Consider the following 21,531-nt stretch of genomic DNA (forward strand, 5'->3'; position numbering starts at 1 on the left):
CGTCGCCACCGGCGCTGCCGGAGTTGCCACCGGTGCAGGCGGCCCAACAAAGGCTGGCTTGGGCACCGTTGCGGGAACGATCGGCGTTGTACCGTTCTGCTTGTCTTCCGCTTCCTGGGCTTGAGCGGCGTCGTTGACGCGCTCTTCCGGGGTGCGGTTGTCGCTGAACACCAGCAGCAGGTAGCGGCTGCGGTTCAAGGCAGCGGTCGGAACTGCACGCACAATGGCAAACGGCTGGCCGGAATCGTGGATCACTTCCTTGACCGTCGCCACCGGGTAACCCGCCGGGAAGCGCTGGCCCAAACCGGAGCTGACCAGCAGGTCGCCTTCCTTGATGTCGGCGGTGTCGGCCACATGCCGCAATTCCAGGCGTTCCGGGTTACCGGTGCCGCTGGCAATGGCGCGAAGGCCGTTACGGTTGACCTGTACCGGAATGCTGTGGGTGGTGTCCGTCAGCAACAATACCCGCGAGGTGTAGGGCATAAGCTCCACTACCTGGCCCATCAGGCCTCGGGCATCGAGCACCGGCTGGCCCAGCACGACACCGTCGCGTTCACCCTTGTTGATGATGATACGGTGGGTAAAGGGGTTGGGGTCCATGCCGATCAACTCGGCCACTTCGACCTTCTCGTTGACCAGTGCCGAAGAATTGAGCAACTCGCGCAGCCGAACGTTCTGCTCGGTGAGGGCCGCGAGCTTTTGCATGCGCCCCTGCAACAGCAGGTTTTCAGTCTTGAGTTTTTCGTTCTCGGCGACCAGCTCGGTACGGCTGCCGAATTGGCTGGCCACACCCTGGTAGAGACGCTGCGGCAGGTCGGTGATCCAGTAAGTCTGCATCAACACCAGCGACATCTGGCTACGCACGGGCTTGAGCAGTGCAAAACGGGCATCGACCACCATCAGCGCGACCGAAAGCACGACCAGCACCAATAAGCGCACGCCCAATGAGGGGCCTTTGGCGAAAAGCGGTTTAATAAGCCGCTCCTCCCAGGCAAATGTTCTCTTTATTCATACGGCATCAAACCGGCCTGGATGCAGATTGAAGAAGATAAACGCCAACAGGCAGCACTGCAAAGTGCTGCCTGCGGGCGAAGCATGGTGCAACCAACGATCTTATTCGCTGGAGAGCAGGTCCATGGTGTGTTTATCCATCATTTCCAGTGCACGACCACCGCCACGGGCAACGCAGGTCAGCGGGTCTTCGGCGACTATCACCGGCAGGCCGGTTTCCTGGGCCAGCAGCTTGTCGAGGTCGCGCAGCAAGGCGCCACCACCGGTCAGCACCAGGCCACGCTCGGCGATATCGGAAGCCAGTTCCGGCGGCGATTGCTCCAGAGCGCTTTTCACAGCCTGAACGATGGTGGCCAGGGACTCTTGCAGAGCTTCCAGCACTTCATTGGAGTTCAGGGTGAAGGCACGTGGAACGCCTTCGGCCAGGTTGCGACCGCGAACATCCACTTCGCGAACTTCGCCGCCCGGGTAAGCGGTGCCGATTTCCTGCTTGATGCGCTCAGCGGTAGATTCGCCGATCAGGCTGCCGTAGTTACGACGCACATACGTGATGATCGCTTCGTCGAAACGGTCGCCGCCTACACGCACGGATTCGGCATACACCACACCGTTCAGGGAAATCAGGGCGATCTCGGTAGTACCACCACCGATATCCACCACCATCGAACCGCGCGCTTCCTCAACCGGCAGGCCGGCGCCGATTGCGGCAGCCATAGGCTCTTCGATCAGGAACACTTCGCGGGCACCGGCGCCAAGGGCCGATTCACGGATGGCTCGACGCTCCACCTGGGTGGACTTGCACGGAACGCAGATCAGCACACGAGGGCTGGGCTGCAGAAAACTGTTTTCGTGAACTTTGTTGATGAAGTACTGCAGCATCTTTTCGCAGACGCTGAAGTCGGCGATCACGCCGTCTTTCATCGGACGAATGGCAGCAATATTGCCTGGTGTACGGCCGAGCATGCGCTTGGCCTCGGTGCCTACGGCAACGACACTTTTCTGATTACCATGGGTCCGAATGGCCACAACCGATGGCTCATTCAGAACGATACCGCGCTCGCGCACGTAAATAAGGGTGTTGGCAGTGCCCAGGTCAATGGAAAGATCGCTGGAAAACATGCCACGCAGTTTCTTGAACATGGGGAAAGGACCCTAGGCAACGCGTGGGTAAAAAAGTGCGGCAAACTCTAACAACGACAGGGATTTTGGGCAAGGCGCCAATGTGCTAAATTGGCCGACTTTCTGTGCACCAACCCCCACAATCGCGGCCTTATGACCGTAGAAATGCGGTAGTGTTCCGACAATCTAACACACGGATGCCCTCCGTTCTGTTTTCCACTGGAGAAACCCATGGCGCTTGAACGCTCCGACGTGGAAAAAATCGCGCATCTGGCCTCGCTTGGCCTGAATGACGCCGATCTTCCACAGACCACCGCAGCCCTGAACAGCATTCTCGGGCTGGTCGACCAAATGCAGGCCGTGAATACTGACGGCATCGAGCCCCTGGCTCACCCGCTGGAAGCCAGCCAGCGCCTGCGCGCAGACGTTGTGACCGAGCGAAATAATCGCGAGGCCTACCAGTCCATCGCGCCAGCGGTCGAAAACGGCCTGTACCTGGTTCCGAAAGTCATCGACTAAAGGGAAAGAGCCTTTCATGCATCACATGACTCTGGCCGAGATCGCCCGCGGTCTCGCCGATAAAAAGTTTTCTTCCGAAGAGCTGACCCAGACCCTGCTGGCGCGTATCGCCGCGCTGGACCCCAAGGTCAACAGCTTTATCAGCCTCACCGAGGAGCTGGCCCTGAGCCAGGCCAAGGCCGCCGACGCACGTCGCGCCAACGGTGAAAACGGCGCACTGCTGGGCGCACCGATCGCCCACAAAGACCTGTTCTGCACCCAGGGCATTCGCACCAGCTGCGGCTCGAAGATGCTCGATAACTTCAAGGCGCCCTACGACGCCACCGTGGTGTCCAAGCTGGCTGCCGCCGGGGCCGTGACTCTGGGCAAGACCAACATGGACGAATTCGCCATGGGTTCGGCCAACGAGTCGAGCTACTACGGCGCAGTTAAAAACCCGTGGAACCTGGAACACGTGCCCGGCGGTTCATCGGGCGGTTCGGCTGCCGCCGTTGCTGCGCGCTTCCTGCCGGCCGCGACCGCCACCGACACCGGCGGCTCGATCCGCCAGCCCGCAGCCTTCACCAACCTCACCGGTTTGAAGCCGACCTACGGTCGCGTTTCCCGCTGGGGCATGATTGCCTACGCCTCCAGCCTCGATCAGGGCGGCCCGCTGGCACGCACGGCAGAAGACTGCGCAATATTGTTACAAGGTATGGCCGGGTTCGATAAACAGGACTCCACCAGCATCGATGAGCCGGTGCCGGACTACAGCGCCAGCCTTAATACCTCGCTTAAAGGCCTGCGTATCGGCGTGCCGAAAGAGTATTTCAGTGCCGGTCTCGACCCGCGTATCGCCGAATTGGTGCACAACAGCATCAAAGAGCTGGAAAAGCTCGGCGCCGTGATCAAGGAAATCAGCCTGCCGAACAACCAGCACGCGATTCCTGCGTACTACGTGATCGCGCCGGCAGAAGCCTCCTCGAACCTGTCGCGTTTCGACGGCGTGCGTTTCGGCTACCGCTGCGAAAACCCGAAAGACCTCACCGACCTGTACAAACGCTCCCGTGGCGAAGGCTTCGGCGCCGAAGTGCAACGCCGGATCATGGTCGGTGCCTACGCACTGTCCGCCGGTTACTACGACGCGTACTACCTCAAGGCGCAAAAGATCCGCCGCCTGATCAAGAACGACTTCATGGCCGCCTTTGAAGAAGTCGACGTGATCCTCGGCCCGACCACGCCTAACCCGGCCTGGAAGATCGGCGCCAAGACCGGCGACCCGATCGCCGAGTACCTGGAAGACCTCTACACCATCACCGCCAACCTCGCGGGCTTGCCGGGCTTGTCCATGCCCGCAGGTTTCGTCGATGGCCTGCCGGTCGGCGTGCAATTGCTCGCCCCGTATTTCCAGGAAGGCCGCCTGCTCAATGTGGCGCACCAGTACCAGTTGAACACCGACTGGCACACTCGCACCCCTACCGGCTTCTGAGGAGAACACTATGCAATGGGAAGTTGTGATCGGGCTGGAGATTCATACCCAGCTCGCCACCCAATCGAAGATTTTCTCCGGTAGCGCCACCACGTTCGGCGCAGAACCCAATACCCAGGCCAGCCTGGTAGACCTGGGCATGCCCGGCGTACTGCCGGTGCTGAACGAGGAAGCGGTGCGCATGGCGGTGATGTTCGGCCTGGCGATTGACGCCGAGATCGGCCAACACAACGTGTTTGCGCGCAAAAACTACTTCTACCCGGACCTGCCCAAGGGCTACCAGATCAGCCAGATGGAATTGCCGATCGTCGGCAAGGGCTACCTGGACATCCCCCTGGAAGACGGCACCATCAAGCGTGTCGGCGTGACCCGTGCGCACCTGGAAGAAGATGCCGGCAAGAGCCTGCATGAAGAATTCAACGGCGCCACCGGCATCGACCTGAACCGCGCCGGCACGCCGCTGCTGGAGATCGTCTCCGAGCCGGACATGCGCAGCGCCAAGGAAGCCGTGGCTTACGTCAAGACTATCCATGCGCTGGTGCGTTACCTGGGTATCTGCGACGGCAACATGGCCGAAGGCTCGCTGCGTTGCGACTGCAACGTGTCGGTACGGCCAAAAGGCCAGGCCGAGTACGGCACACGCTGCGAGATCAAGAACGTCAACTCGTTCCGTTTCATCGAGAAGGCGATCAACACCGAAGTGCGTCGCCAGATCGAGCTGATCGAAGACGGCGGCAAGGTGATCCAGCAAACGCGCCTGTATGACCCGAACAAAGACGAAACCCGCGCCATGCGCAGCAAAGAGGAAGCCAACGACTACCGTTACTTCCCCGACCCGGACCTGTTGCCGGTGATCATCGAAGACTCGTTCCTGAATGACGTGCGTGCCACCCTGCCGGAATTGCCGCCGCAAAAACGCGAGCGTTTCCAGGAACAGTTCGGCCTGTCGGTCTACGATGCCAGCGTACTGGCCTCCAGCCGTGAACAAGCCGACTACTTCGAAAAAGTCGTGAGCATTGCCGGCGACGCCAAGCTGGCGGCCAACTGGGTGATGGTTGAGCTGGGCAGCCTGTTGAACAAACAGGGCCTGGAGATCGACGAAGCCCCGGTGACCGCCGAGCAGTTGGGCGGCATGCTGCTGCGCATCAAGGACAACACCATCTCCGGCAAAATCGCCAAGACCGTGTTTGAAGCGATGGCCGCAGGCGAAGGCAGCGCCGACGACATCATCGAGAAGCGTGGCCTCAAGCAAGTCACCGACAGCGGCGCTATTTCGGCCGTGCTCGATGAGATGCTCGCCGCCAATGCCGAGCAAGTTGAACAATACCGTGGGGCAGACGAAGCCAAGCGCGGCAAGATGTTCGGCTTCTTTGTCGGCCAGGCGATGAAAGCCTCCAAAGGCAAAGCCAACCCGCAACAGGTGAACGAACTGCTCAAAAGCAAGCTCGAAGGCTGACACTTGATCGTTCCCACGCTCCGCGTGGGAACGCCTCACTGGACGCCCCGCGTCCGCTTTTGTGACGCGCAGCGTCACGGGCTGCATTCCCACGCAGAGCGTGGGAACGATCAATTGGGGGGTTGTTGAACATGAAGCGTCTACTCGGCCTCCTGGCCCTGTTCTCTCTGCTGGCCGGTTGCGCCAGCGGCCTCATCGACCCCAACGGCTACGACGAAACCGGCACCGCCTCCTATTACGGCGCCAAGCACCATGGCAATAAAACCGCCAGCGGTGAACCCTTCAACCAAAACGCCCTGACCGCCGCCCATCGGCGCTTGCCCTTCGGCACGCGGGTCAAGGTGACCAATCTCGACAACAACAGATCCGTGGTGCTGCGTGTGAATGATCGCGGGCCGCACACCCGTGGTCGCCTGATCGATGTTTCCCGCAAAGCGGCTGAGCAGCTCGGTATGCTGGGCCGTGGCACCGCGCGGGTTCGCGTGCAAGCGCTGAGCAACTGACAGGAGCCTTGGCTATTTCCGCACTCACCGCCCTCTCGCCCTTCAGCCTGCTCGAATTGGTCAGCGGCCTGCTGCTGCTGATCCTCGGCGCCGAAATCCTGGTGCGCGCCGCCGTGCGCCTGGCGGCCAGCCTCAAGGTGCGGCCGCTGATCATCGGCTTGAGCATCGTCGCCTTCGGCAGCAGCGCGCCGCAGATGACCGTCAGCCTGCAAGCCACCCTGGCCGGCAATACCGATATCGCCGTGGGCAGCGTGATCGGCAGCAGCATTTTCAACATCCTCGTCACCCTGGGCCTGTCTGCGTTGATCATCCCGCTGCGGGTATCGCGGCAACTGGTGCGCCTGGACATCCCGGTGATGATTTGCGCCGCGCTGCTGGTGTTTACCCTGTCGGCCAATGAAGAGCTGACGCCCGCTGACGGGCTGGTACTGCTCGCGGCGCTGGTGGCCTACCTGGGTGTGCTGCATTACCAGACCCGCCATTCCCGGCGCCCGCGCACGCTGGACACCGTGGCCAGGGCGCCGTGGTTGAGCAGCGTGTTGCTGATGCTCGGCGGGCTGCTGATTCTGGTGCTGGCCGGGCACTTGCTGCTGGGCGCGGCGGTGGACGTGGCGAGCGACCTGGGCTTGTCGGAACGCATCGTTGGCCTGACCTTGATCGGCGTCGGCACTTCGTTACCGTGCCTGGCCACCTCATTGATTGCCGCCGTGCGCGGCGAGCGCGAGATTGCTGTGGGCAATGTGATCGGCAGCAGCCTGTTCAACCTGCTCGGTGTGTTGGGGTTTACTGCATTGGTAGCGCCGTCACCGCTGTCGGTATCGCCCAACGCCCTCGATTTCGACTTGCCGGTGATGCTCGCCGTGGTGGCGCTGTGCCTGCCGGTGTTCTACACCGGTTACCGGGTCACCCGCGCCGAAGGCCTGGTATTGCTGGGCCTGTACCTGGTGTACGCGTTGCATGTGGTCTCGTTCACGTTCGGCATGCCCCTGGCTACCCGGCTTGAAAAACTGATGCTGTATTACGTCCTGCCGGCGCTGGTGGCGTTTCTGCTACTCAGCACGCTGCGCGCCTGGCGCCGCCAACACAAGAGGGAAGCGCAATGACCGATCCGAAAAAGCCCGGAGTTGAGATGCGTCGCCAGGTAATGGGCGACGTGTTCGTCGATCGCGCCCTGGGCAACGCCACCGAATTCACCCAGCCGCTGCAGGATTTTGTCAACGAACATGCCTGGGGCAGCGTGTGGAATCGCGAAGGCTTGCCCTTGAAGACCCGCAGCCTGATCACCCTCGCGGCCCTGACCGCACTCAAGTGCCCACAGGAACTCAAGGGCCACGTGCGCGGCGCACTGAACAATGGCTGCACGGTGGAAGAGATTCGCGAAGCGCTGCTGCATTGCGCGGTGTATGCGGGTGTGCCGGCGGCGATTGATGCGTTTCGGGCGGCGCAGGAAGTGATTGAGGCGTATCAGGCAGACCGGTAGTGACTGTTAGATAGCCATCGCAGGCAAGCACACCACAAACCTTAGATCCACCCACCCGCCTGCAACACAAAAATCCCGATATTGGTGGTCACCGCCGCCATCAAGGTGGTGATCACAATAATCGCCGCCGCCAATTCATGGTTACCCTCGGCAGCCCTGGCCATGACAAAACTCGCCGCCGCCGTCGGCGCACCGAAATACAGGAACAAAATCCCCAACTCCGGCCCGCGAAAGCCCAGCAGCCACGCGCCCAGCGTCGCGAATAGCGGCAGGCCGATCATCTTCACCAGGCTGGCACTCAAGGCCATGCTGCCGCTTTTGCGCAAGGCCGCCAATGACAAGGTGCCGCCAATGCAGATCAGTGCCAGCGGCAAAGTCATGTCCGCCAGGTACTGCCCGGATGACTCCAACCAGCCCGGCAAGCCGATCTTGAAGATCGCGAACGGCGCAGCGACGATCACGCTGATGATCAGCGGGTTGGCTATCACGCTTTTGAAGATGCTCCACGGGTCGGACTTGATCACCGGGCTGTACACCGCCAGCACGATGGTCGACAGCGTGTTGTAAAACAGAATCACCAGCGCCGCGAGAATCGCGCCCAGGGAGATGCCGTAGTCGCCGTACATGCTGGCCGCCAGCGCCAGGCCGATCACGCCGTTATTGCCGCGAAACGCGCCCTGGGCATAAATGCCACGGTCTTCACGCGGGCAGCGAAAGATCGCCCAGCCCCAGGCCAGGGCAAAGCTCAGCAGCGTGGCGACGGCAAAGTAGATCAGCAAACCGGGCTTGAGCGCCGAATGCAGGTCGGCGTGGAGGATGCCGAGAAACAGCAGCGCCGGCATGGTGACGTTGAACACCAGCGACGATGCAACGTGGATGAAGTTGTCGTTGATCCAGTTGATGCGCTTGAGCAGCACCCCCAAAAACAGCATGGCAAACACCGGCGCGGTGATGGTCAGGGTGGTGAGGAAGATAGCCAGCATGCCGGGGAAAACCTTGGTGGGTGTCGTCAGGTGGCTAATGATAAGCCAGATTCACCTGGATCGTTCCCACGCTCTGCGTGGGAATGCAGCCCAGGACGCTCCGCGTCCCATTCACAGCGGACGCAGAGCGTCCAAAGAGGCATTCCCACGCAGAGCGTGGGAACGATCAGTCGTCGGTCTCAGGTAATGGGTGCAGGGTTGAACAGGGTGATGTCGTTATGCAGCTTATGTTGCTCCGCCCACGTCTGTTTCTTGCCGCTGGCCACCTCCAGGTAGAAGTGGAACAGCTCCCAGCCCAACTCCTCGATGCTCGCGCGCCCGGTGGCGATGCGCCCGGCGTCGATATCAATCAAGTCCGGCCAGCGCTGCGCCAATTCCGTGCGTGTCGACACCTTCACCACCGGCGCCATCGCCAGCCCATACGGCGTACCACGCCCGGTGGTGAACACATGCAGGTTCATCCCGGCCGCCAGTTGCAGGGTGCCACACACAAAGTCGCTGGCCGGCGTGGCGCAAAAGATCAGGCCCTTGCCCTTGAACCGCTCACCCGGGCCAAGCACGCCATTGATCGCGCTGCTGCCCGATTTGACGATGGAGCCCAGGGACTTCTCGACAATGTTCGACAACCCGCCCTTCTTGTTACCCGGCGTGGTGTTGGCGCTGCGATCCGCCTCACCCTTGGCCAGGTAACGGTCGTACCAGTCCATTTCCCTGACGAGTTCCTGGGCAACTTCCTTGTTCTCGGCGCGCGACGTCAGCAGGTAGATGGCATCGCGTACTTCCGTGACTTCGGAAAACATCACCGTCGCCCCGGCGCGCAACAGCAAATCCGAGGCATAGCCCAACGCCGGGTTGGCGGTGATACCGGAAAACGCATCACTGCCGCCGCATTGCATGCCCAGGATCAACTCGGACGCCGGCACGGTTTCCCGGCGGCGCTGGTCGAGTTTCTTCAAGCGGGTTTCGGCCAGCGCCATGATCTGCTCGATCATTTCGGTAAACCCGTGGCTGGAGTCCTGCAAGCGGTACAGCCAAGGCTCACTGAGGTCGACGGAACTGTCGTTGTCGTGCATCACCTGCCCGGCCTGCAACTTCTCGCAGCCCAGGCTGATCACCAGCGCTTCGCCGCCCAGGTTGGGATTGCGCGCCAGGTTGCGCACGGTGCGAATCGGAATATAGGCATCGGTGGCAGTGATGGCCACGCCACAGCCGTAGCTGTGGGTCAGCGCCACCACGTCGTCAACGTGCGGGTACTTGGGCAGCAACTCGTCCTTGATGCGCTTGACCGCATGGTCCAGCACACCGGTGACGCACTGCACCGTGGTGGTAATGCCAAGGATATTGCGCGTGCCGACGGTGCCGTCGGCGTTGCGGTAACCCTCAAACGTGAAGCCTTCCAACGGCGCCTGGGTGGCAGGCACCTCGGTCGACAGCGGCAAGCTGTCCAGCGGCGGCGCAGTGGGCATGCGCAACTGGTCTTCCTGCACCCAACTGCCGCGCGGAATCGGCGCCAGCGCGTAGCCGATGGTCTGGCCGTAGCGAATAATCTCACCGCCTTCGGGGATGTCTTCCAGGGTGACCTTATGGCTCTGCGGAATGAAATCCACGGTGACCAGGCCGTCCGGAAACTCGGTGCCGGCCGGCACGCCCTGGTCGTTCACCACGATCACCACGTTATCGCGCGCGTGCAAACGGATCGAGCGCGGCGAGTCGGCATGTTCAATCAACTGCATTACATCGCCCCTCAGGAGTGCGCTTGGGTAAGGTTAGTCAGTTCCGGCCCTTTGCTTGGCGGCTCTTTGAGCACCACGCGCTTGATCGGGCCGACAATCACCAAATAGCTGAACACCGCCAGCAGCGCGTTGGCGCCGACGAACACCAAGGCCCATTTGAACGAGCCGGTGGTGGCGATGATGTAACCAATCACGATCGGCGTGCTGATGGACGCCAGGTTGCCGAACATATTGAACAAGCCGCCACTGAGCCCGGCGATTTGTTTCGGTGAGGTGTCGGACACCACCGCCCAACCCAGTGCGCCAACGCCTTTGCCGAAGAAGGCCAAAGCCATGAAGCCCACCACCATCCATTCAACGTCAACGTAGTTACACGCGATGATACTGCTGGAGACCAACAAGCCGGCAATGATCGGCGCCTTGCGCGCAAAAGTCAGCGAATGGCCTTTGCGCAGCAGGTAGTCGGAAATCACGCCGCCGAGTACGCCGCCGATAAAGCCGCAGATCGCCGGCAACGAGGCAATGAAACCCGCCTTGAGGATGGTCATGCCGCGCTCTTGAACCAGGTACACCGGAAACCAGGTCAGGAAAAAATAGGTGATGCCATTGATGCAGTACTGGCCCAGGTACACGCCGAGCATCATGCGGTTGGTGAGCAGTTGGCGGATGTAGTCCCACTTCGGCCCGTCGGTTTTCTGGCCTTTGGTTTTGTCCTGGTCCATGTCGACCATCGCACCGTTGGCCGCGATGTGGTTGAACTCGGCCTCGTTGATCATCGGATGCTGGCGCGGGCTGTGGATAAGTTTGAGCCAGATCAGCGAGAACAGGATGCCGATGCCGCCCATCACAATAAACACGTGCTGCCAGCCGAAGGTGTAGACGATCCAGCCCATCAGCGGTGCAAACAGCACCGTGGCGAAGTACTGCGCCGAGTTGAAAATCGCCGACGCTGTGCCGCGTTCAGCCGTAGGAAACCACGCCGCCACAATACGGGCGTTTCCGGGAAACGAAGGCGCCTCAGCCAGGCCCACCAAAAAGCGCAGCATGAACAGCGCCACAATCGCGGTGGAGACCCCAAATTCACCCACATAGCCTTGCAGCACGGTGAACAGCGACCAGGTGAAAATGCTCAGCGCATAGATTTTTTTCGAGCCGAACCGGTCCAGCAGCCAGCCACCGGGAATTTGCCCGGCCACGTAGGCCCAACCGAATGCAGAGAAGATGTAACCGAGGGTGACCGCGTCAATGCCGAGGTCTTTTTGCAGGCTGGAGCCGGCGATGGCGATAGTGGCTCGGTCGGCGTAGTTGATCGTGGTCACCAGAAACAGCATGAGCAGGATCAAATAGCGGACGTGAGTCGGCTTGGTCGCTTGCATGAAGAAGTACTCCCACTAATTATTTTTTTTGCGGGTAATCATTTCTGTTTTAAGTGCAGGAACCGCTTTGTGTGGGAGCTGGCTTGCCTGCTCCCACATAAGCCGGTGCCTACCGGGCCATTTCCTACGACCCGATGTAGCTGGTTTTCACCACTGTGTAGAACTCTTGCGCATAGCGACCTTGCTCACGCGAACCATAGGACGAACCCTTGCGGCCACCGAACGGCACGTGATAATCCACGCCGGCGGTCGGCAGGTTGACCATCACCATCCCGGCCTGGGAGTGACGTTTGAAGTGGTTGGCGTATTTGAGCGAGGTGGTGGCGATGCCCGCCGACAGGCCGAACTCGGTGTCATTGGCCATGGCCAGCGCCGCCTCGTAATCGGCGACACGCACCACGTTGGCCACCGGGCCGAAGATCTCTTCACGGCTGATACGCATGGCGGCTTCGCTGTCGGCAAACAGCGTCGGCGCCAGGTAGTAGCCTTCGGTGTCACAGGTCACCAGGCCGCCACCGCTGACCAGCCGCGCGCCTTCGCTTTGGCCGATGTCGATGTACTTCATGTCCTGGTCCAACTGGGCCTGGGAGACCACCGGGCCAATGTCAGTGCCGCTTTTGAGCGCGTGGCCGACTTTGATCGACTTCATGCGCTCGGCCATGGCTGCGACGAACCGGTCGTGGATACCGGCAGTGACGATCAAACGGCTGGAGGCCGTGCAACGCTGGCCGGTGGAGTAGAACGCGCTCTGTACCGACAGTTCGACGGCCTGCTTGAGGTCGGCGTCATCGAGGATGATCTGCGGGTTCTTACCGCCCATCTCCAACTGCACTTTGGCCTGGCGCGACACGCAGCTGACCGCGATCTGCCGGCCCACGCCCACCGAACCGGTAAAGCTGATGCCGTCGACTTTCGGGCTGTTGACCAACACATCGCCGACCACACGGCCGCTGCCCATCACCAGGTTGAACACACCGGCCGGGAAACCGGCGCGGGAAATGATCTCGGCCAAGGCCCAGGCGCAGCCCGGCACCAGTTCGGCCGGTTTGATCACCACACAGTTGCCGTAGGCCAGGGCCGGGGCGATTTTCCACGCGGGAATGGCAATCGGGAAGTTCCACGGCGTGATCAGGCCGACCACACCGAGGGCTTCGCGGGTGACTTCCACGTTCACGCCCGGGCGCACCGAAGGCACGTAATCGCCAGACAAGCGCAGGCATTCGCCGGCGAAGAATTTGAAGATGTTACCGGCGCGGGTCACTTCGCCGATGGCTTCGGGCAGGGTCTTGCCCTCTTCACGGGCCAGCAAAGTGCCGAGCTCTTCGCGGCGGGCGAGGATTTCGCTGCCGACTTTATCCAGTGCATCGTGGCGCGCCTGGATGCCGGATGTGGACCAGCCCGGGAACGCGGCGCGGGCGGCATCGATAGCAGCGTTGACTTGGGCTACGTCAGCCTTGGCGTATTCGCCAATGACATCGGACAACTCCGACGGGTTGATGTTGTTGCAGTAGTCGGCACCGGCCACCCACTCGCCGTTGATGTAGTTTTCAAAACGTTTGGCTTGGGACACACATTCTCTCCTGACGCAAAAGGCCGCTGATTGCTCAGCGGCCTTGTGGATAAGTTACTGCGGACCTTGCTTGTCGATCAGCGCGGCCAGGGCTTCGTATTCTTCCGGCAGCAGGTCGGTCAGTGGCGTACGCACCGGGCCTGCGTCGTAACCAGCAATCTTGGCGCCGGCCTTGACGATGCTCACCGCGTAACCGGCTTTACGGTTGCGGATATCGAGGTAAGGCAGGAAGAAGTTGTCGATAATCTTGGCAACAGTGGCGTGATCGTCCTGGGCAATCGCGTGGTAGAAGTCCATCGCGGTTTTCGGGATGAAGTTGAACACCGCCGAGGAGTACACCGGCACGCCCAGGGCCTTGTAGGCTGCGGCGTAAACCTCTGCAGTCGGCAGGCCGCCGAGGTAGCTGAAACGGTCGCCGAGACGGCGGCGGATCGACACCATCAGCTCGATATCGCCCAGGCCGTCTTTGTAGCCGATCAGGTTCGGGCAGCGTTCGGCCAGGCGTTCGAGCAAGGGCGCAGTCAGGCGGCAAACGTTGCGGTTGTAGACCACTACGCCGATCTTGACCGACTTGCACACGGCCTCAACGTGGGCGGCGACGCCGTCCTGGCTGGCTTCGGTCAGGTAGTGCGGCAGCAGCAGCAAGCCTTTGGCGCCAAGGCGCTCGGCTTCCTGGGCGTATTCGATGGCCTGGCGGGTCGAACCGCCGACACCGGCCAGAATCGGCACGCTGGTGGCGCAGGTATCAACAGCAGTCTTCACCACTTGGGAATATTCGCTGGCGGCCAGGGAGAAAAACTCACCGGTGCCGCCGGCGGCGAACAAGGCGGTGGCGCCGTAAGGGGCCAGCCATTCCAGACGCTTGATGTAGCCCGCCTGGTGGAAGTCACCCTGGGCATTGAAATCGGTTACCGGAAAAGACAGCAGACCGTGGGAGAGGATGGACTTCAGTTCTTGTGGATTCATTATTCGAACACCCTGGATGAAGACTTTCTGTCGAAAGGTTGTTGTTGGTTTTGGTGATGTCGTACGTCATCGTACAACTATAAAAAGATTCGTCAACAGCAATTCATCCGGCTTCATTCGTAACCACGTGTTTAAACGCAGCTTCTTGACGTAGGAAATTATTCCTCTATGCTCCGAACAACTGTATATACATACAGTTATTACGGAAGATTCCTACGACATAGCAAGGAGCTAACATGTCAGGTCTTGAACTCGCAGCCCCCGAAAAAACACCACCCACCCTACGTTTTGAAGGCGGTGAACACACTGCCATCGGCGATGACACGCTGCTGCGTTTCGTCAAGGAGGCCCCGGCGATCCCTGCGCGACACGTTGAACTGCACCTGCCCAACGGCCTGGCGCTGACCTACGGCCAGGTAATCGCCCTGGGCGGCGACTTCTATGGCATTCCCGGCCAGGCCATCAGCGAAGGCGCCTCCCCGACCGAGCGTGTGCAACGCTTTACCGCCGCCTTCAACTCGCTGGCGGTGCTGCCGGCCTCGCGTGAAGAAGCCGGGAAAATCCTCGCGGTCATGCAAAAGGAAATCAACGCAGTCAACCAGGCAATCCGTGACGGCAAACAACCCCATGAAGCCTATGACGCGCTGGGTGATACGTTGTCCGAGGAATGGAACCGCATCACCGGCGGCGGCAGTGCGGTTTCGGCGCTGATTCCACTGGGGCGTTACTTGAAGCTGGCCGCAGACAACGCCGACCACTTTGGCGAATGGGCGCTGTCGGCGTACCTGGCCGGCCATACGGCGGCGCTGCAACAGGCGGTCATCGCGCACCAGACCGGCACCGACCAGGCACTGGAACTGGCGTATGCAATGAACAGCTTTGCCGATCACTTTTTGACCGATCTGTTTTCAGCTGGCCACCTGCGCGTGCCGCGCAAGCAATTGGCGGCGGTGGTCACACCCGGAGAATTGGGCTCGCTGATCAGCCGCTTCATGCACGACGAAGACAGCAAGTTCGGGCTCAAGGTACGCAATGCCAAAGGTGATCAATGGCACGCCTATGGGGACAAGCGCTACTTCGATGCGATCGACGCGGACAATCGGGCCATGGTCAAACGTGCGGTACAGGCGTCGGCCGATGAGATCTTCGAGACCTTTATCAGCGGTATCGCGCCCTCCCCGGCCAGCTTCAAGGCACCGTTATATGTGCCGGACCTGAATGCTGCGCAGAACCCGGCGAACAACTTTTCGCCGCTGTTCAAGATGGAGGGTGACAAGGTGCTGCGCCGCAAGGACGTGAATGACCTGAACGACAAGCACTGGACCAATGATTGGTGGGGTTGGAGCACTTACCTGCTGCTCAAGGACTACAAGCCCAACCAACCGGCCAATTAAGTAAACACAAAACTCCAGGCCAAAGAGGTCAAAATGTGGGAGCGGGCTTGCTCGCGAAGGCGTTTTTTCAGTTAAGCCCGCTCCCACACTTGGATCGATTTACTCCCGACACCGCTCGGTTGTCCGGTTAACCGCGCTGCGCCTGCGCCTCTTCATGGGCATGGCGCAGCCGCTCACGGCTGTTGGTCAAATGCAGGCGCATGGCTGCGCGCGCCGCGTCCGAATCCTGGCGGGCAATCGCCTCATAAATCTCTTCGTGTTCGCGGCTCAGGCGGCCCATGTAGTGCTGCTGATCATCATGGGCCAGGCGCGCCGAATTCAGGCGGGTACGCGGAATGATGCTGGTACCCAGGTGGGTCATGATGTCGGTGAAGTAGCGGTTGCCGGTGGACAGCGCGATTTCCAGGTGGAACGCGAAGTCTGACGCCACCGCGTCCCCTGCGTGGGCCGCGCTTTCATTCAACGCATCGAGGGCTGCGCGCATCGCGGCCAATTGTTCGTCACTGCGGCGCAACGCGGCAAGGCCGGCGGATTCCACTTCCAGGCTGATACGCAACTCCAGAATCGCCAGCACATCACGCAGCGTTACTACCGTGGCCGGGTCGATCCGGAAACCGCTCGGGCTGGGTGTGTCCAGCACAAAGGTGCCGATACCGTGGCGAGTTTCCACTTGGCCCGCCGCCTGCAAGCGCGAGATGGCCTCACGCACCACGGTGCGGCTGACCCCATGGGCTTCCATGATGGCCGACTCGGTGGGCAACTTGTCGCCGCGTTTGAGCTGGCCGTCACGGATCTGCTCGGACAACACCGTGACCAATTCCTGGGCAAGGCTGCGGCGCTTGCGGGGAAGACGAGGGGCGGTGTTGGCGTTTTCCATGACGAATGATCTTTCTCGGCGAACTTGAGCCCGCATCATAGCCCATGGCGGTTGTACGATCACCGTTCTGACACGACTTTCATCCATATCCTTTACGCAAAAAAATGCCCCGGCACAGGCCGAGGCATTTTCAGGGCTCACACGAAGGTGAACGCCGCTTACTTCACCACTTTCAGGCTCGGCCGACCGCTTGGACGCGGCGGCTCGGCGTCTGGTGGCGGTACATCATCACCGTCTTCGCCTTCGATCGCTTCGTCATCCTCGAAAGGCGACTCCAGATCAAACACCATGCCCTGGCCATTTTCCCGGGCATAGATCCCGAGGATGGCACCAATCGGCACGAACAGCGTATGCGGCACGCCGCCAAAACGCCCTTCGAAGCTGACGGCTTCATTGTCCATGTGCAGGTGGCGCACAGCACTTGGCGAAACGTTCAGTACGATCTGCCCGTCACTGGCAAAACCCTGCGGCACGTCAACCTTGGGAAATTCAGAGTTGACCAGCATGTGCGGGGTGCAATCGTTGTCCACAATCCACTCATAGAGCGCGCGGACCAAATAGGGTCGACTGGAGTTCATCAGCGGCTCCTTAAGCCTTAGCGCATGTCGCGTTCGACACCAGACAGACTCGCCTGGAAAGCCTCACGCGCAAACTGGCGCTCCATGTAATCAAGCAACGGCTTGGCCGGCCGTGGCAGTTCAATGCCCAGGATCGGCAAGCGCCAGAGTATGGGTAATAGGCAGCAATCCACCAAGCTTTGTTCCTCACTGAGGAAAAAAGGCTTGTCGGCGAACAGCGGCGAAACGCCGGTCAGGCTCTCGCGCAATTCCTTGCGCGCTTGCACACGAACGGCTTCTTTACTGCGTGTATCCAGGATCACATCCACCAGCCCGCACCAGTCACGCTGGATCCGATGGATCAGCAGGCGGCTGTTGGCACGCGCCACCGGATACACCGGCAGCAAAGGCGGATGCGGGTAACGCTCATCCAGGTATTCCATCACCACGGTTGACTCCCACAACGCCAGGTCACGATCGACCAGGGTGGGCAAGCTGCCGTAAGGGTTCACTTCGATCAGTTTCGGCGGATGACGACCTACCTCCACACTGATGATCTCGGCGCTGACACCCTTCTCTGCGAGCACGATGCGTACTCGGTGGGAATAGTGGTCGGCGGGGTCGGAGTAACAGGCCAACCGATTGGTCACGCCCATGGCGGTCCTCCTCGCTTGTTGAAATTATGGAAAGCTCAAAAACGAGCGCGCCCAGAGAGCATCCCTGTAGTGCCTGGTTCAACCAGACCGCTACGTGTTGAGATGCCGCTGGGCGCGCAAGATTAACAGCAATTGCTTACGGTTGGATCAATGCACATCCTTCCAGTATTCGCGTTTAAGCAGATAAGCGAACACGAAGAAGAAGGCCAGGTACAGCAACACATACGTACCGATGCGCTGATGCTGCAATTTGACCGGGTTGGCCGAGTAGGCCAGGAAGGTCACCAGATTCTTGACCTTCTCGTCGAACTGCTCTTCGTTCAGCGTACCGGTCTTGGGCACGATGGTCAGTTGATCGCACGCTTCGTGTGTCAGAGGCGTGCCGGTCAGCGGATCATATTGCTTCTTGCCGTCTTCAACGACCTGAACCTGCTTGCATCCTACCACTTGGCGACCCTGCAGGCCGACCAGAACGTTAGGCATACCGACGTTCGGGAAGACTTTGTTGTTCACGCCGTAAGGGCGCGCCGGGTCTTCGTAGAAGGATTTGAGGTAGCCATACAGCCAATCGGTACCGCGCACACGCGCCACCAGGGTCAGGTCGGGCGGCGCAGCGCCGAACCAGGCCTTGGCATCTGCCGGCTGCATGCCGATATTCATGTGGTCGCCGATCTTCGCACCGGTGAACACCGCATGGCTGAGCATCACGTCATGGGGGATGCCGAGGTCATCGGCAACCCGCTCGTACCGCTGGAACTTGGCGCTGTGGCAGCCCATGCAGTAGTTGGTGAACGTACGCAGGCCATCTTGCATGGCGGCCTTGTCGGACACGTCGATATCGACTTTTTCCAGCTCCGCGCCGTGCTCGGCCGCGAAGGACAGTAGCGGCAGCGCCGCAAGGATCAAAGCAACGAATAACTTTTTCATCAGCCAGTCACCCTTTCCGGAACCGGTTTGGTCTTCTCGAGCCGGGTGTAGAACGGCATCAGAATGAAGTAGGCGAAGTACAGGAAGGTGCAGACCTGCGACAGCAGCGTGCGCTCAGGGGTCGGCGCCAATACGCCCAATACGCCCAGGATCACGAATGCAATGCAGAACACCCACAGCCAGATCTTGCTCAGCCAGCCTTTGTAGCGCATCGACTTGACCGGGCTGCGGTCGAGCCACGGCAGTACGAACAGCAGCGCAATCGACGCGCCCATGGCCATTACGCCCATGAGCTTGTCGGGGATCGCCCGCAAGATCGCGTAGAACGGCGTGAAGTACCAGACCGGCGCAATGTGCTCAGGCGTCTTGAAAGCGTTGGCCTGTTCGAAGTTAGGCTTCTCGAGGAAATAACCGCCCATCTCCGGGAAAAAGAACACGATCGAGCAGAAGATGAACAGGAAAACCACTACGCCGACGATGTCTTTGACGGTGTAGTACGGATGGAATGGAATGCCATCCAGCGGGATGCCGTTTTCGTCTTTGTGCTTTTTGATGTCCACGCCATCGGGGTTGTTGGAACCCACTTCGTGCAGCGCCAGGATGTGCAGTACTACCAGGCCCAGAATCACGATAGGCAATGCAACGACATGCAACGCAAAGAAGCGGTTCAGAGTGATGCCGGAGATCAGGTAGTCACCACGAATCCACTGGGTCAGGTCGTTGCCGATCACCGGGATAGCACCAAACAGCGAGATGATCACCTGGGCGCCCCAGTACGACATCTGGCCCCACGGCAGCAGGTAGCCCATGAAGGCCTCGGCCATCAGCGCCAGGTAGATCAGCATGCCAAACACCCACACCAGCTCGCGTGGCTTCTGGTACGAACCGTAGAGCAGGCCACGGAACATGTGCATATACACGACGATGAAGAACGCTGATGCGCCGGTGGAGTGCAACAGACGCAGGATCGAGCCGTACTCGACGTCACGCATGATGTATTCGACGGAGGCGAACGCCTCTTCCGCCGACGGCGTGTAGCTCATCGTCAGCCACACACCGGTGACGATCTGGTTGACCAGCACCAGCAAGGCCAGCGAGCCGAAGAAGTAGAAGAAGTTGAAGTTTTTTGGCGCGTAATATTTGCTGAGATGGTCTTCCCACATTTTAGTGGCGGGGAAACGCGCATCCACCCAATCCATGAACTTGCTCATCAGGCTTTCTCCCCCTCGTCGACGCCAATGACAATGACACTGTCAGTCTCGTAGTGATGTGGCGGCACTGGCAGGTTCAGTGGTGCGGGTTGTGACTTGTAGACGCGACCGGCGAGGTCGTAATGGGAGCCGTGGCAAGGGCAGAAGTAGCCACCGACCCAATCCTTGCCAAGGTCGGCAGGAGCAACTTCCGGGCGGAAGGTAGGCGAGCAACCCAAGTGGGTGCAGATACCGATCAGCAGCAGGATCTCTGGCTTGATCGAACGGATTTCCTTATCGACGTAGGCGGGCTGGTCGGAGTTCTTAGAGTCGGGGTCAGACAGCTGACCTTCGATTTTCTTCAGATTCCCCAGGATCTCCTCAGTACGACGAACGATGAAGACCGGCTGACCGCGCCACTCAGCAATCATCTGCTGGCCTGGGTCGATCTTGCTGACATTCACCTTCACCGGTGCACCTGCGGCTTTCGCCTTGGCACTGGGAAACCATGACCCCACGAACGGGACCGCAGCCCCCACCGCTCCTGCAGCACCCACCACGGATGTGGCTGCTACCAAGAAGCGACGCCGGCCTGCATTCACGCCGTCATTGCTCATTCAGTCCTCTCCCATCAGCTTTTTGGCCTGTTAAATCAGGCGTCTACTAAGTGTTGAATCTTTACTTATAAAAATTTTGTCGGATGGTAATGAAAAGCCCCACGTATGACAAGGGAATTGCCCTGGGCTCAGCCTCCAGGCCTTGTAGTATAGGGGGTCTACGGATGTGGCAAGTTGTCACGGCGAAATTTATGCATAAATCGCAGGCAATAAAAAACGCCCAGCTCCGTGAGGAGTTGGGCGTTTTTGTGGAACGTAAAGCGAATTAACGCTTCGAGTACTGCGGACGCTTACGCGCTTTACGCAGACCGACTTTCTTACGTTCTACTTCACGAGCATCGCGAGTTACGAAGCCAGCTTTGCGCAGAGCGCCACGCAGGGTTTCGTCGTACTGCATCAGAGCGCGAGTGATACCGTGGCGGATTGCGCCAGCTTGACCACTTACACCGCCACCGATAACGGTGACGTAGATGTCGAACTTTTCAACAGTCTCGGTCAGTTCCAGCGGCTGACGAACTACCATGCGGGCAGTTTCGCGACCGAAGAAATTTTCCAGAGTGCGGTTGTTGATCGAGATGTTACCAGTACCCGGACGCAGGAAAACGCGAGCGGTAGCGGTTTTGCGACGGCCAGTGCCGTAATTTTGAGTCGCCGACATAATGAACTATTCCGTTAAAACTTCAGTTCTTGGGGCTGCTGAGCAGCATGAGGGTGTACAGCGCCCGCATAGACTTTCAGCTTGCGAAACATATCGCGACCCAGTGGGCCCTTAGGCAGCATACCTTTGACCGCGATTTCGATCGGGGCTTCAGGCTTCTTGGAGATCAGGCCTTCGAAGTTCGAAGACTTGATACCGCCTGGGAAACCGGAGTGACGGTAGTACATTTTGTCTTGCGCTTTGTTGCCGGTAACACGTACCTGCTCGGCGTTGATGATGACAATGTAGTCACCGGTGTCAACGTGAGGGGTGTACTCAGGCTTGTGCTTGCCACGCAGACGGCTGGCGACTTCAGTGGCCAGACGACCCAGGGTCTGACCAGCGGCGTCGACGACAAACCAGTCGCGCTGAACTGTTTCCGGTTTTGCAGTAAAAGTTGTCATTCTTTAATAGCCTCAGGGGCCGCCCTGT

General features: G+C 59.9%; 22 protein-coding genes. 7 read left to right on the forward strand and 15 right to left on the reverse strand.

Annotated features, from left to right (window positions below; all coding sequences use genetic code 11):
- On the reverse strand, nucleotides 1-975 hold a 975-nt coding region (gene mreC / locus BFP92_RS02570; RefSeq protein WP_083221686.1), incomplete at its 3' end, for a rod shape-determining protein MreC.
- Nucleotides 976-1,113: 138 nt separating this feature from the next.
- Entirely contained in the window at nucleotides 1,114-2,151 is a 1,038-nt protein-coding gene (gene mreB / locus BFP92_RS02575; RefSeq protein WP_002555108.1) for a rod shape-determining protein MreB, read from the reverse strand.
- A 210-nt stretch (nucleotides 2,152-2,361) separates the two neighbouring features.
- Here mreB and gatC point away from each other — a divergent pair, with 210 nt between their 5' ends.
- The 6 genes from gatC (at nucleotide 2,362) to BFP92_RS02605 (ending at nucleotide 7,556) form a co-directional block, all read left to right on the forward strand.
- On the forward strand, nucleotides 2,362-2,649 hold the full coding sequence (gene gatC / locus BFP92_RS02580; protein WP_003188556.1) for an Asp-tRNA(Asn)/Glu-tRNA(Gln) amidotransferase subunit GatC: 288 nt from the start codon (nucleotides 2,362-2,364) through the stop codon (nucleotides 2,647-2,649).
- Nucleotides 2,650-2,665: 16 nt separating this feature from the next.
- On the forward strand, nucleotides 2,666-4,117 hold the full coding sequence (gatA, locus tag BFP92_RS02585; protein WP_065911562.1) for an Asp-tRNA(Asn)/Glu-tRNA(Gln) amidotransferase subunit GatA: 1,452 nt from the start codon (nucleotides 2,666-2,668) through the stop codon (nucleotides 4,115-4,117).
- Nucleotides 4,118-4,127: 10 nt separating this feature from the next.
- Nucleotides 4,128-5,573, forward strand: coding sequence for an Asp-tRNA(Asn)/Glu-tRNA(Gln) amidotransferase subunit GatB (gatB, locus tag BFP92_RS02590; protein WP_065911566.1), 1,446 nt, complete (start codon nucleotides 4,128-4,130; stop codon nucleotides 5,571-5,573).
- Nucleotides 5,574-5,704: 131 nt separating this feature from the next.
- A complete protein-coding gene (locus tag BFP92_RS02595) occupies nucleotides 5,705-6,076 on the forward strand; it encodes a septal ring lytic transglycosylase RlpA family protein (protein WP_065911567.1) in 372 nt (123 codons plus the stop codon).
- 56 nt (nucleotides 6,077-6,132) lie between these two features.
- Complete coding sequence (locus BFP92_RS02600; protein WP_074854412.1) at nucleotides 6,133-7,179, forward strand: calcium/sodium antiporter; 1,047 nt, start codon at nucleotides 6,133-6,135, stop codon at nucleotides 7,177-7,179.
- Nucleotides 7,176-7,556: a carboxymuconolactone decarboxylase family protein gene (locus tag BFP92_RS02605; RefSeq protein WP_065911569.1), complete on the forward strand. Its 381-nt coding sequence runs from the start codon at nucleotides 7,176-7,178 to the stop codon at nucleotides 7,554-7,556. The genes BFP92_RS02600 and BFP92_RS02605 overlap by 4 nt, the downstream gene beginning before the upstream one ends.
- 41 nt (nucleotides 7,557-7,597) lie before the next feature.
- On the opposite strand, the gene BFP92_RS02610 is transcribed toward BFP92_RS02605, so the two are convergent.
- The 5 genes from BFP92_RS02610 to kdgD form a co-directional block, all read right to left on the reverse strand.
- Complete coding sequence (locus BFP92_RS02610; protein ID WP_017138257.1) at nucleotides 7,598-8,539, reverse strand: AEC family transporter; 942 nt, start codon at nucleotides 8,537-8,539, stop codon at nucleotides 7,598-7,600.
- Nucleotides 8,540-8,718: 179 nt separating this feature from the next.
- Nucleotides 8,719-10,272, reverse strand: a complete 1,554-nt coding sequence (garD, locus tag BFP92_RS02615; RefSeq protein ID WP_065911571.1) for a galactarate dehydratase — start codon at nucleotides 10,270-10,272, stop codon at nucleotides 8,719-8,721.
- 11 nt (nucleotides 10,273-10,283) lie between these two features.
- The gene (locus tag BFP92_RS02620; protein WP_056859043.1) at nucleotides 10,284-11,648 is read right to left on the reverse strand and encodes an MFS transporter; all 1,365 of its coding nucleotides are present in this window, start codon (nucleotides 11,646-11,648) and stop codon (nucleotides 10,284-10,286) included.
- A gap of 124 nt (nucleotides 11,649-11,772) precedes the next feature.
- A complete protein-coding gene (locus tag BFP92_RS02625; protein ID WP_065911573.1) occupies nucleotides 11,773-13,218 on the reverse strand; it encodes an aldehyde dehydrogenase family protein in 1,446 nt (481 codons plus the stop codon).
- 54 nt (nucleotides 13,219-13,272) lie between these two features.
- Nucleotides 13,273-14,184, reverse strand: coding sequence for a 5-dehydro-4-deoxyglucarate dehydratase (gene kdgD / locus BFP92_RS02630; protein WP_017138261.1), 912 nt, complete (start codon nucleotides 14,182-14,184; stop codon nucleotides 13,273-13,275).
- A 236-nt stretch (nucleotides 14,185-14,420) separates the two neighbouring features.
- On the opposite strand from kdgD, the gene BFP92_RS02635 reads away from it, so the two are divergent.
- On the forward strand, nucleotides 14,421-15,578 hold the full coding sequence (locus BFP92_RS02635) for a phospholipase (RefSeq protein WP_065911575.1): 1,158 nt from the start codon (nucleotides 14,421-14,423) through the stop codon (nucleotides 15,576-15,578).
- A gap of 127 nt (nucleotides 15,579-15,705) precedes the next feature.
- Here BFP92_RS02635 and BFP92_RS02640 read toward each other — a convergent pair whose 3' ends face one another.
- The 8 genes from BFP92_RS02640 to rplM all read right to left on the reverse strand — a co-directional run bounded on the left by BFP92_RS02640 (nucleotide 15,706) and on the right by rplM (nucleotide 21,503).
- Complete coding sequence (locus BFP92_RS02640) at nucleotides 15,706-16,455, reverse strand: FadR/GntR family transcriptional regulator (protein ID WP_038844908.1); 750 nt, start codon at nucleotides 16,453-16,455, stop codon at nucleotides 15,706-15,708.
- 158 nt (nucleotides 16,456-16,613) lie between these two features.
- Nucleotides 16,614-17,033, reverse strand: a complete 420-nt coding sequence (locus tag BFP92_RS02645; protein ID WP_065911576.1) for a ClpXP protease specificity-enhancing factor — start codon at nucleotides 17,031-17,033, stop codon at nucleotides 16,614-16,616.
- 17 nt (nucleotides 17,034-17,050) lie between these two features.
- A complete protein-coding gene (locus BFP92_RS02650) occupies nucleotides 17,051-17,668 on the reverse strand; it encodes a glutathione S-transferase N-terminal domain-containing protein (protein WP_065911577.1) in 618 nt (205 codons plus the stop codon).
- 147 nt (nucleotides 17,669-17,815) lie between these two features.
- Nucleotides 17,816-18,595, reverse strand: a complete 780-nt coding sequence (locus BFP92_RS02655; protein WP_017138267.1) for a cytochrome c1 — start codon at nucleotides 18,593-18,595, stop codon at nucleotides 17,816-17,818.
- Entirely contained in the window at nucleotides 18,595-19,806 is a 1,212-nt protein-coding gene (locus BFP92_RS02660; RefSeq protein WP_017138268.1) for a cytochrome b, read from the reverse strand. Before BFP92_RS02660 ends, BFP92_RS02655 begins: the two co-directional genes overlap by 1 nt.
- Complete coding sequence (petA, locus tag BFP92_RS02665) at nucleotides 19,806-20,402, reverse strand: ubiquinol-cytochrome c reductase iron-sulfur subunit (protein ID WP_003216040.1); 597 nt, start codon at nucleotides 20,400-20,402, stop codon at nucleotides 19,806-19,808. Before petA ends, BFP92_RS02660 begins: the two co-directional genes overlap by 1 nt.
- Before the next feature lie 265 nt (nucleotides 20,403-20,667).
- On the reverse strand, nucleotides 20,668-21,060 hold the full coding sequence (gene rpsI, locus BFP92_RS02670; RefSeq protein ID WP_003216038.1) for a 30S ribosomal protein S9: 393 nt from the start codon (nucleotides 21,058-21,060) through the stop codon (nucleotides 20,668-20,670).
- Nucleotides 21,061-21,074: 14 nt separating this feature from the next.
- Complete coding sequence (gene rplM, locus BFP92_RS02675; protein WP_003171742.1) at nucleotides 21,075-21,503, reverse strand: 50S ribosomal protein L13; 429 nt, start codon at nucleotides 21,501-21,503, stop codon at nucleotides 21,075-21,077.
- Between the last annotated feature and the right edge of the window lie 28 nt (nucleotides 21,504-21,531).

It is taken from the genome of Pseudomonas sp. 58 R 3 (assembly GCF_900006605.1).
In the GTDB taxonomy this organism is placed as follows: Bacteria; Pseudomonadota; Gammaproteobacteria; order Pseudomonadales; family Pseudomonadaceae; genus Aquipseudomonas; species Aquipseudomonas salomonii.

Bases quoted from the DNA above. Each gene is read 5' to 3' on its own strand.
- BFP92_RS02660 (WP_017138268.1), bottom strand. From the start codon at position 19,806: ATGAGCAAGTTCATGGATTGGGTGGATGCGCGTTTCCCCGCCACTAAA.
- petA (WP_003216040.1), bottom strand. From the start codon at position 20,402: ATGAGCAATGACGGCGTGAATGCAGGCCGGCGTCGCTTCTTGGTAGCA.
- rpsI (WP_003216038.1), bottom strand. From the start codon at position 21,060: ATGTCGGCGACTCAAAATTACGGCACTGGCCGTCGCAAAACCGCTACC.
- BFP92_RS02620 (WP_056859043.1), bottom strand. From the start codon at position 11,648: ATGCAAGCGACCAAGCCGACTCACGTCCGCTATTTGATCCTGCTCATG.
- BFP92_RS02595 (WP_065911567.1), top strand. From the start codon at position 5,705: ATGAAGCGTCTACTCGGCCTCCTGGCCCTGTTCTCTCTGCTGGCCGGT.
- BFP92_RS02645 (WP_065911576.1), bottom strand. From the start codon at position 17,033: ATGAACTCCAGTCGACCCTATTTGGTCCGCGCGCTCTATGAGTGGATT.
- rplM (WP_003171742.1), bottom strand. From the start codon at position 21,503: ATGACAACTTTTACTGCAAAACCGGAAACAGTTCAGCGCGACTGGTTT.
- mreB (WP_002555108.1), bottom strand. From the start codon at position 2,151: ATGTTCAAGAAACTGCGTGGCATGTTTTCCAGCGATCTTTCCATTGAC.
- gatC (WP_003188556.1), top strand. From the start codon at position 2,362: ATGGCGCTTGAACGCTCCGACGTGGAAAAAATCGCGCATCTGGCCTCG.
- garD (WP_065911571.1), bottom strand. From the start codon at position 10,272: ATGCAGTTGATTGAACATGCCGACTCGCCGCGCTCGATCCGTTTGCAC.
- BFP92_RS02635 (WP_065911575.1), top strand. From the start codon at position 14,421: ATGTCAGGTCTTGAACTCGCAGCCCCCGAAAAAACACCACCCACCCTA.
- gatA (WP_065911562.1), top strand. From the start codon at position 2,666: ATGCATCACATGACTCTGGCCGAGATCGCCCGCGGTCTCGCCGATAAA.
- BFP92_RS02605 (WP_065911569.1), top strand. From the start codon at position 7,176: ATGACCGATCCGAAAAAGCCCGGAGTTGAGATGCGTCGCCAGGTAATG.
- gatB (WP_065911566.1), top strand. From the start codon at position 4,128: ATGCAATGGGAAGTTGTGATCGGGCTGGAGATTCATACCCAGCTCGCC.
- BFP92_RS02650 (WP_065911577.1), bottom strand. From the start codon at position 17,668: ATGGGCGTGACCAATCGGTTGGCCTGTTACTCCGACCCCGCCGACCAC.
- BFP92_RS02610 (WP_017138257.1), bottom strand. From the start codon at position 8,539: ATGCTGGCTATCTTCCTCACCACCCTGACCATCACCGCGCCGGTGTTT.
- BFP92_RS02640 (WP_038844908.1), bottom strand. From the start codon at position 16,455: ATGGAAAACGCCAACACCGCCCCTCGTCTTCCCCGCAAGCGCCGCAGC.
- BFP92_RS02655 (WP_017138267.1), bottom strand. From the start codon at position 18,595: ATGAAAAAGTTATTCGTTGCTTTGATCCTTGCGGCGCTGCCGCTACTG.
- kdgD (WP_017138261.1), bottom strand. From the start codon at position 14,184: ATGAATCCACAAGAACTGAAGTCCATCCTCTCCCACGGTCTGCTGTCT.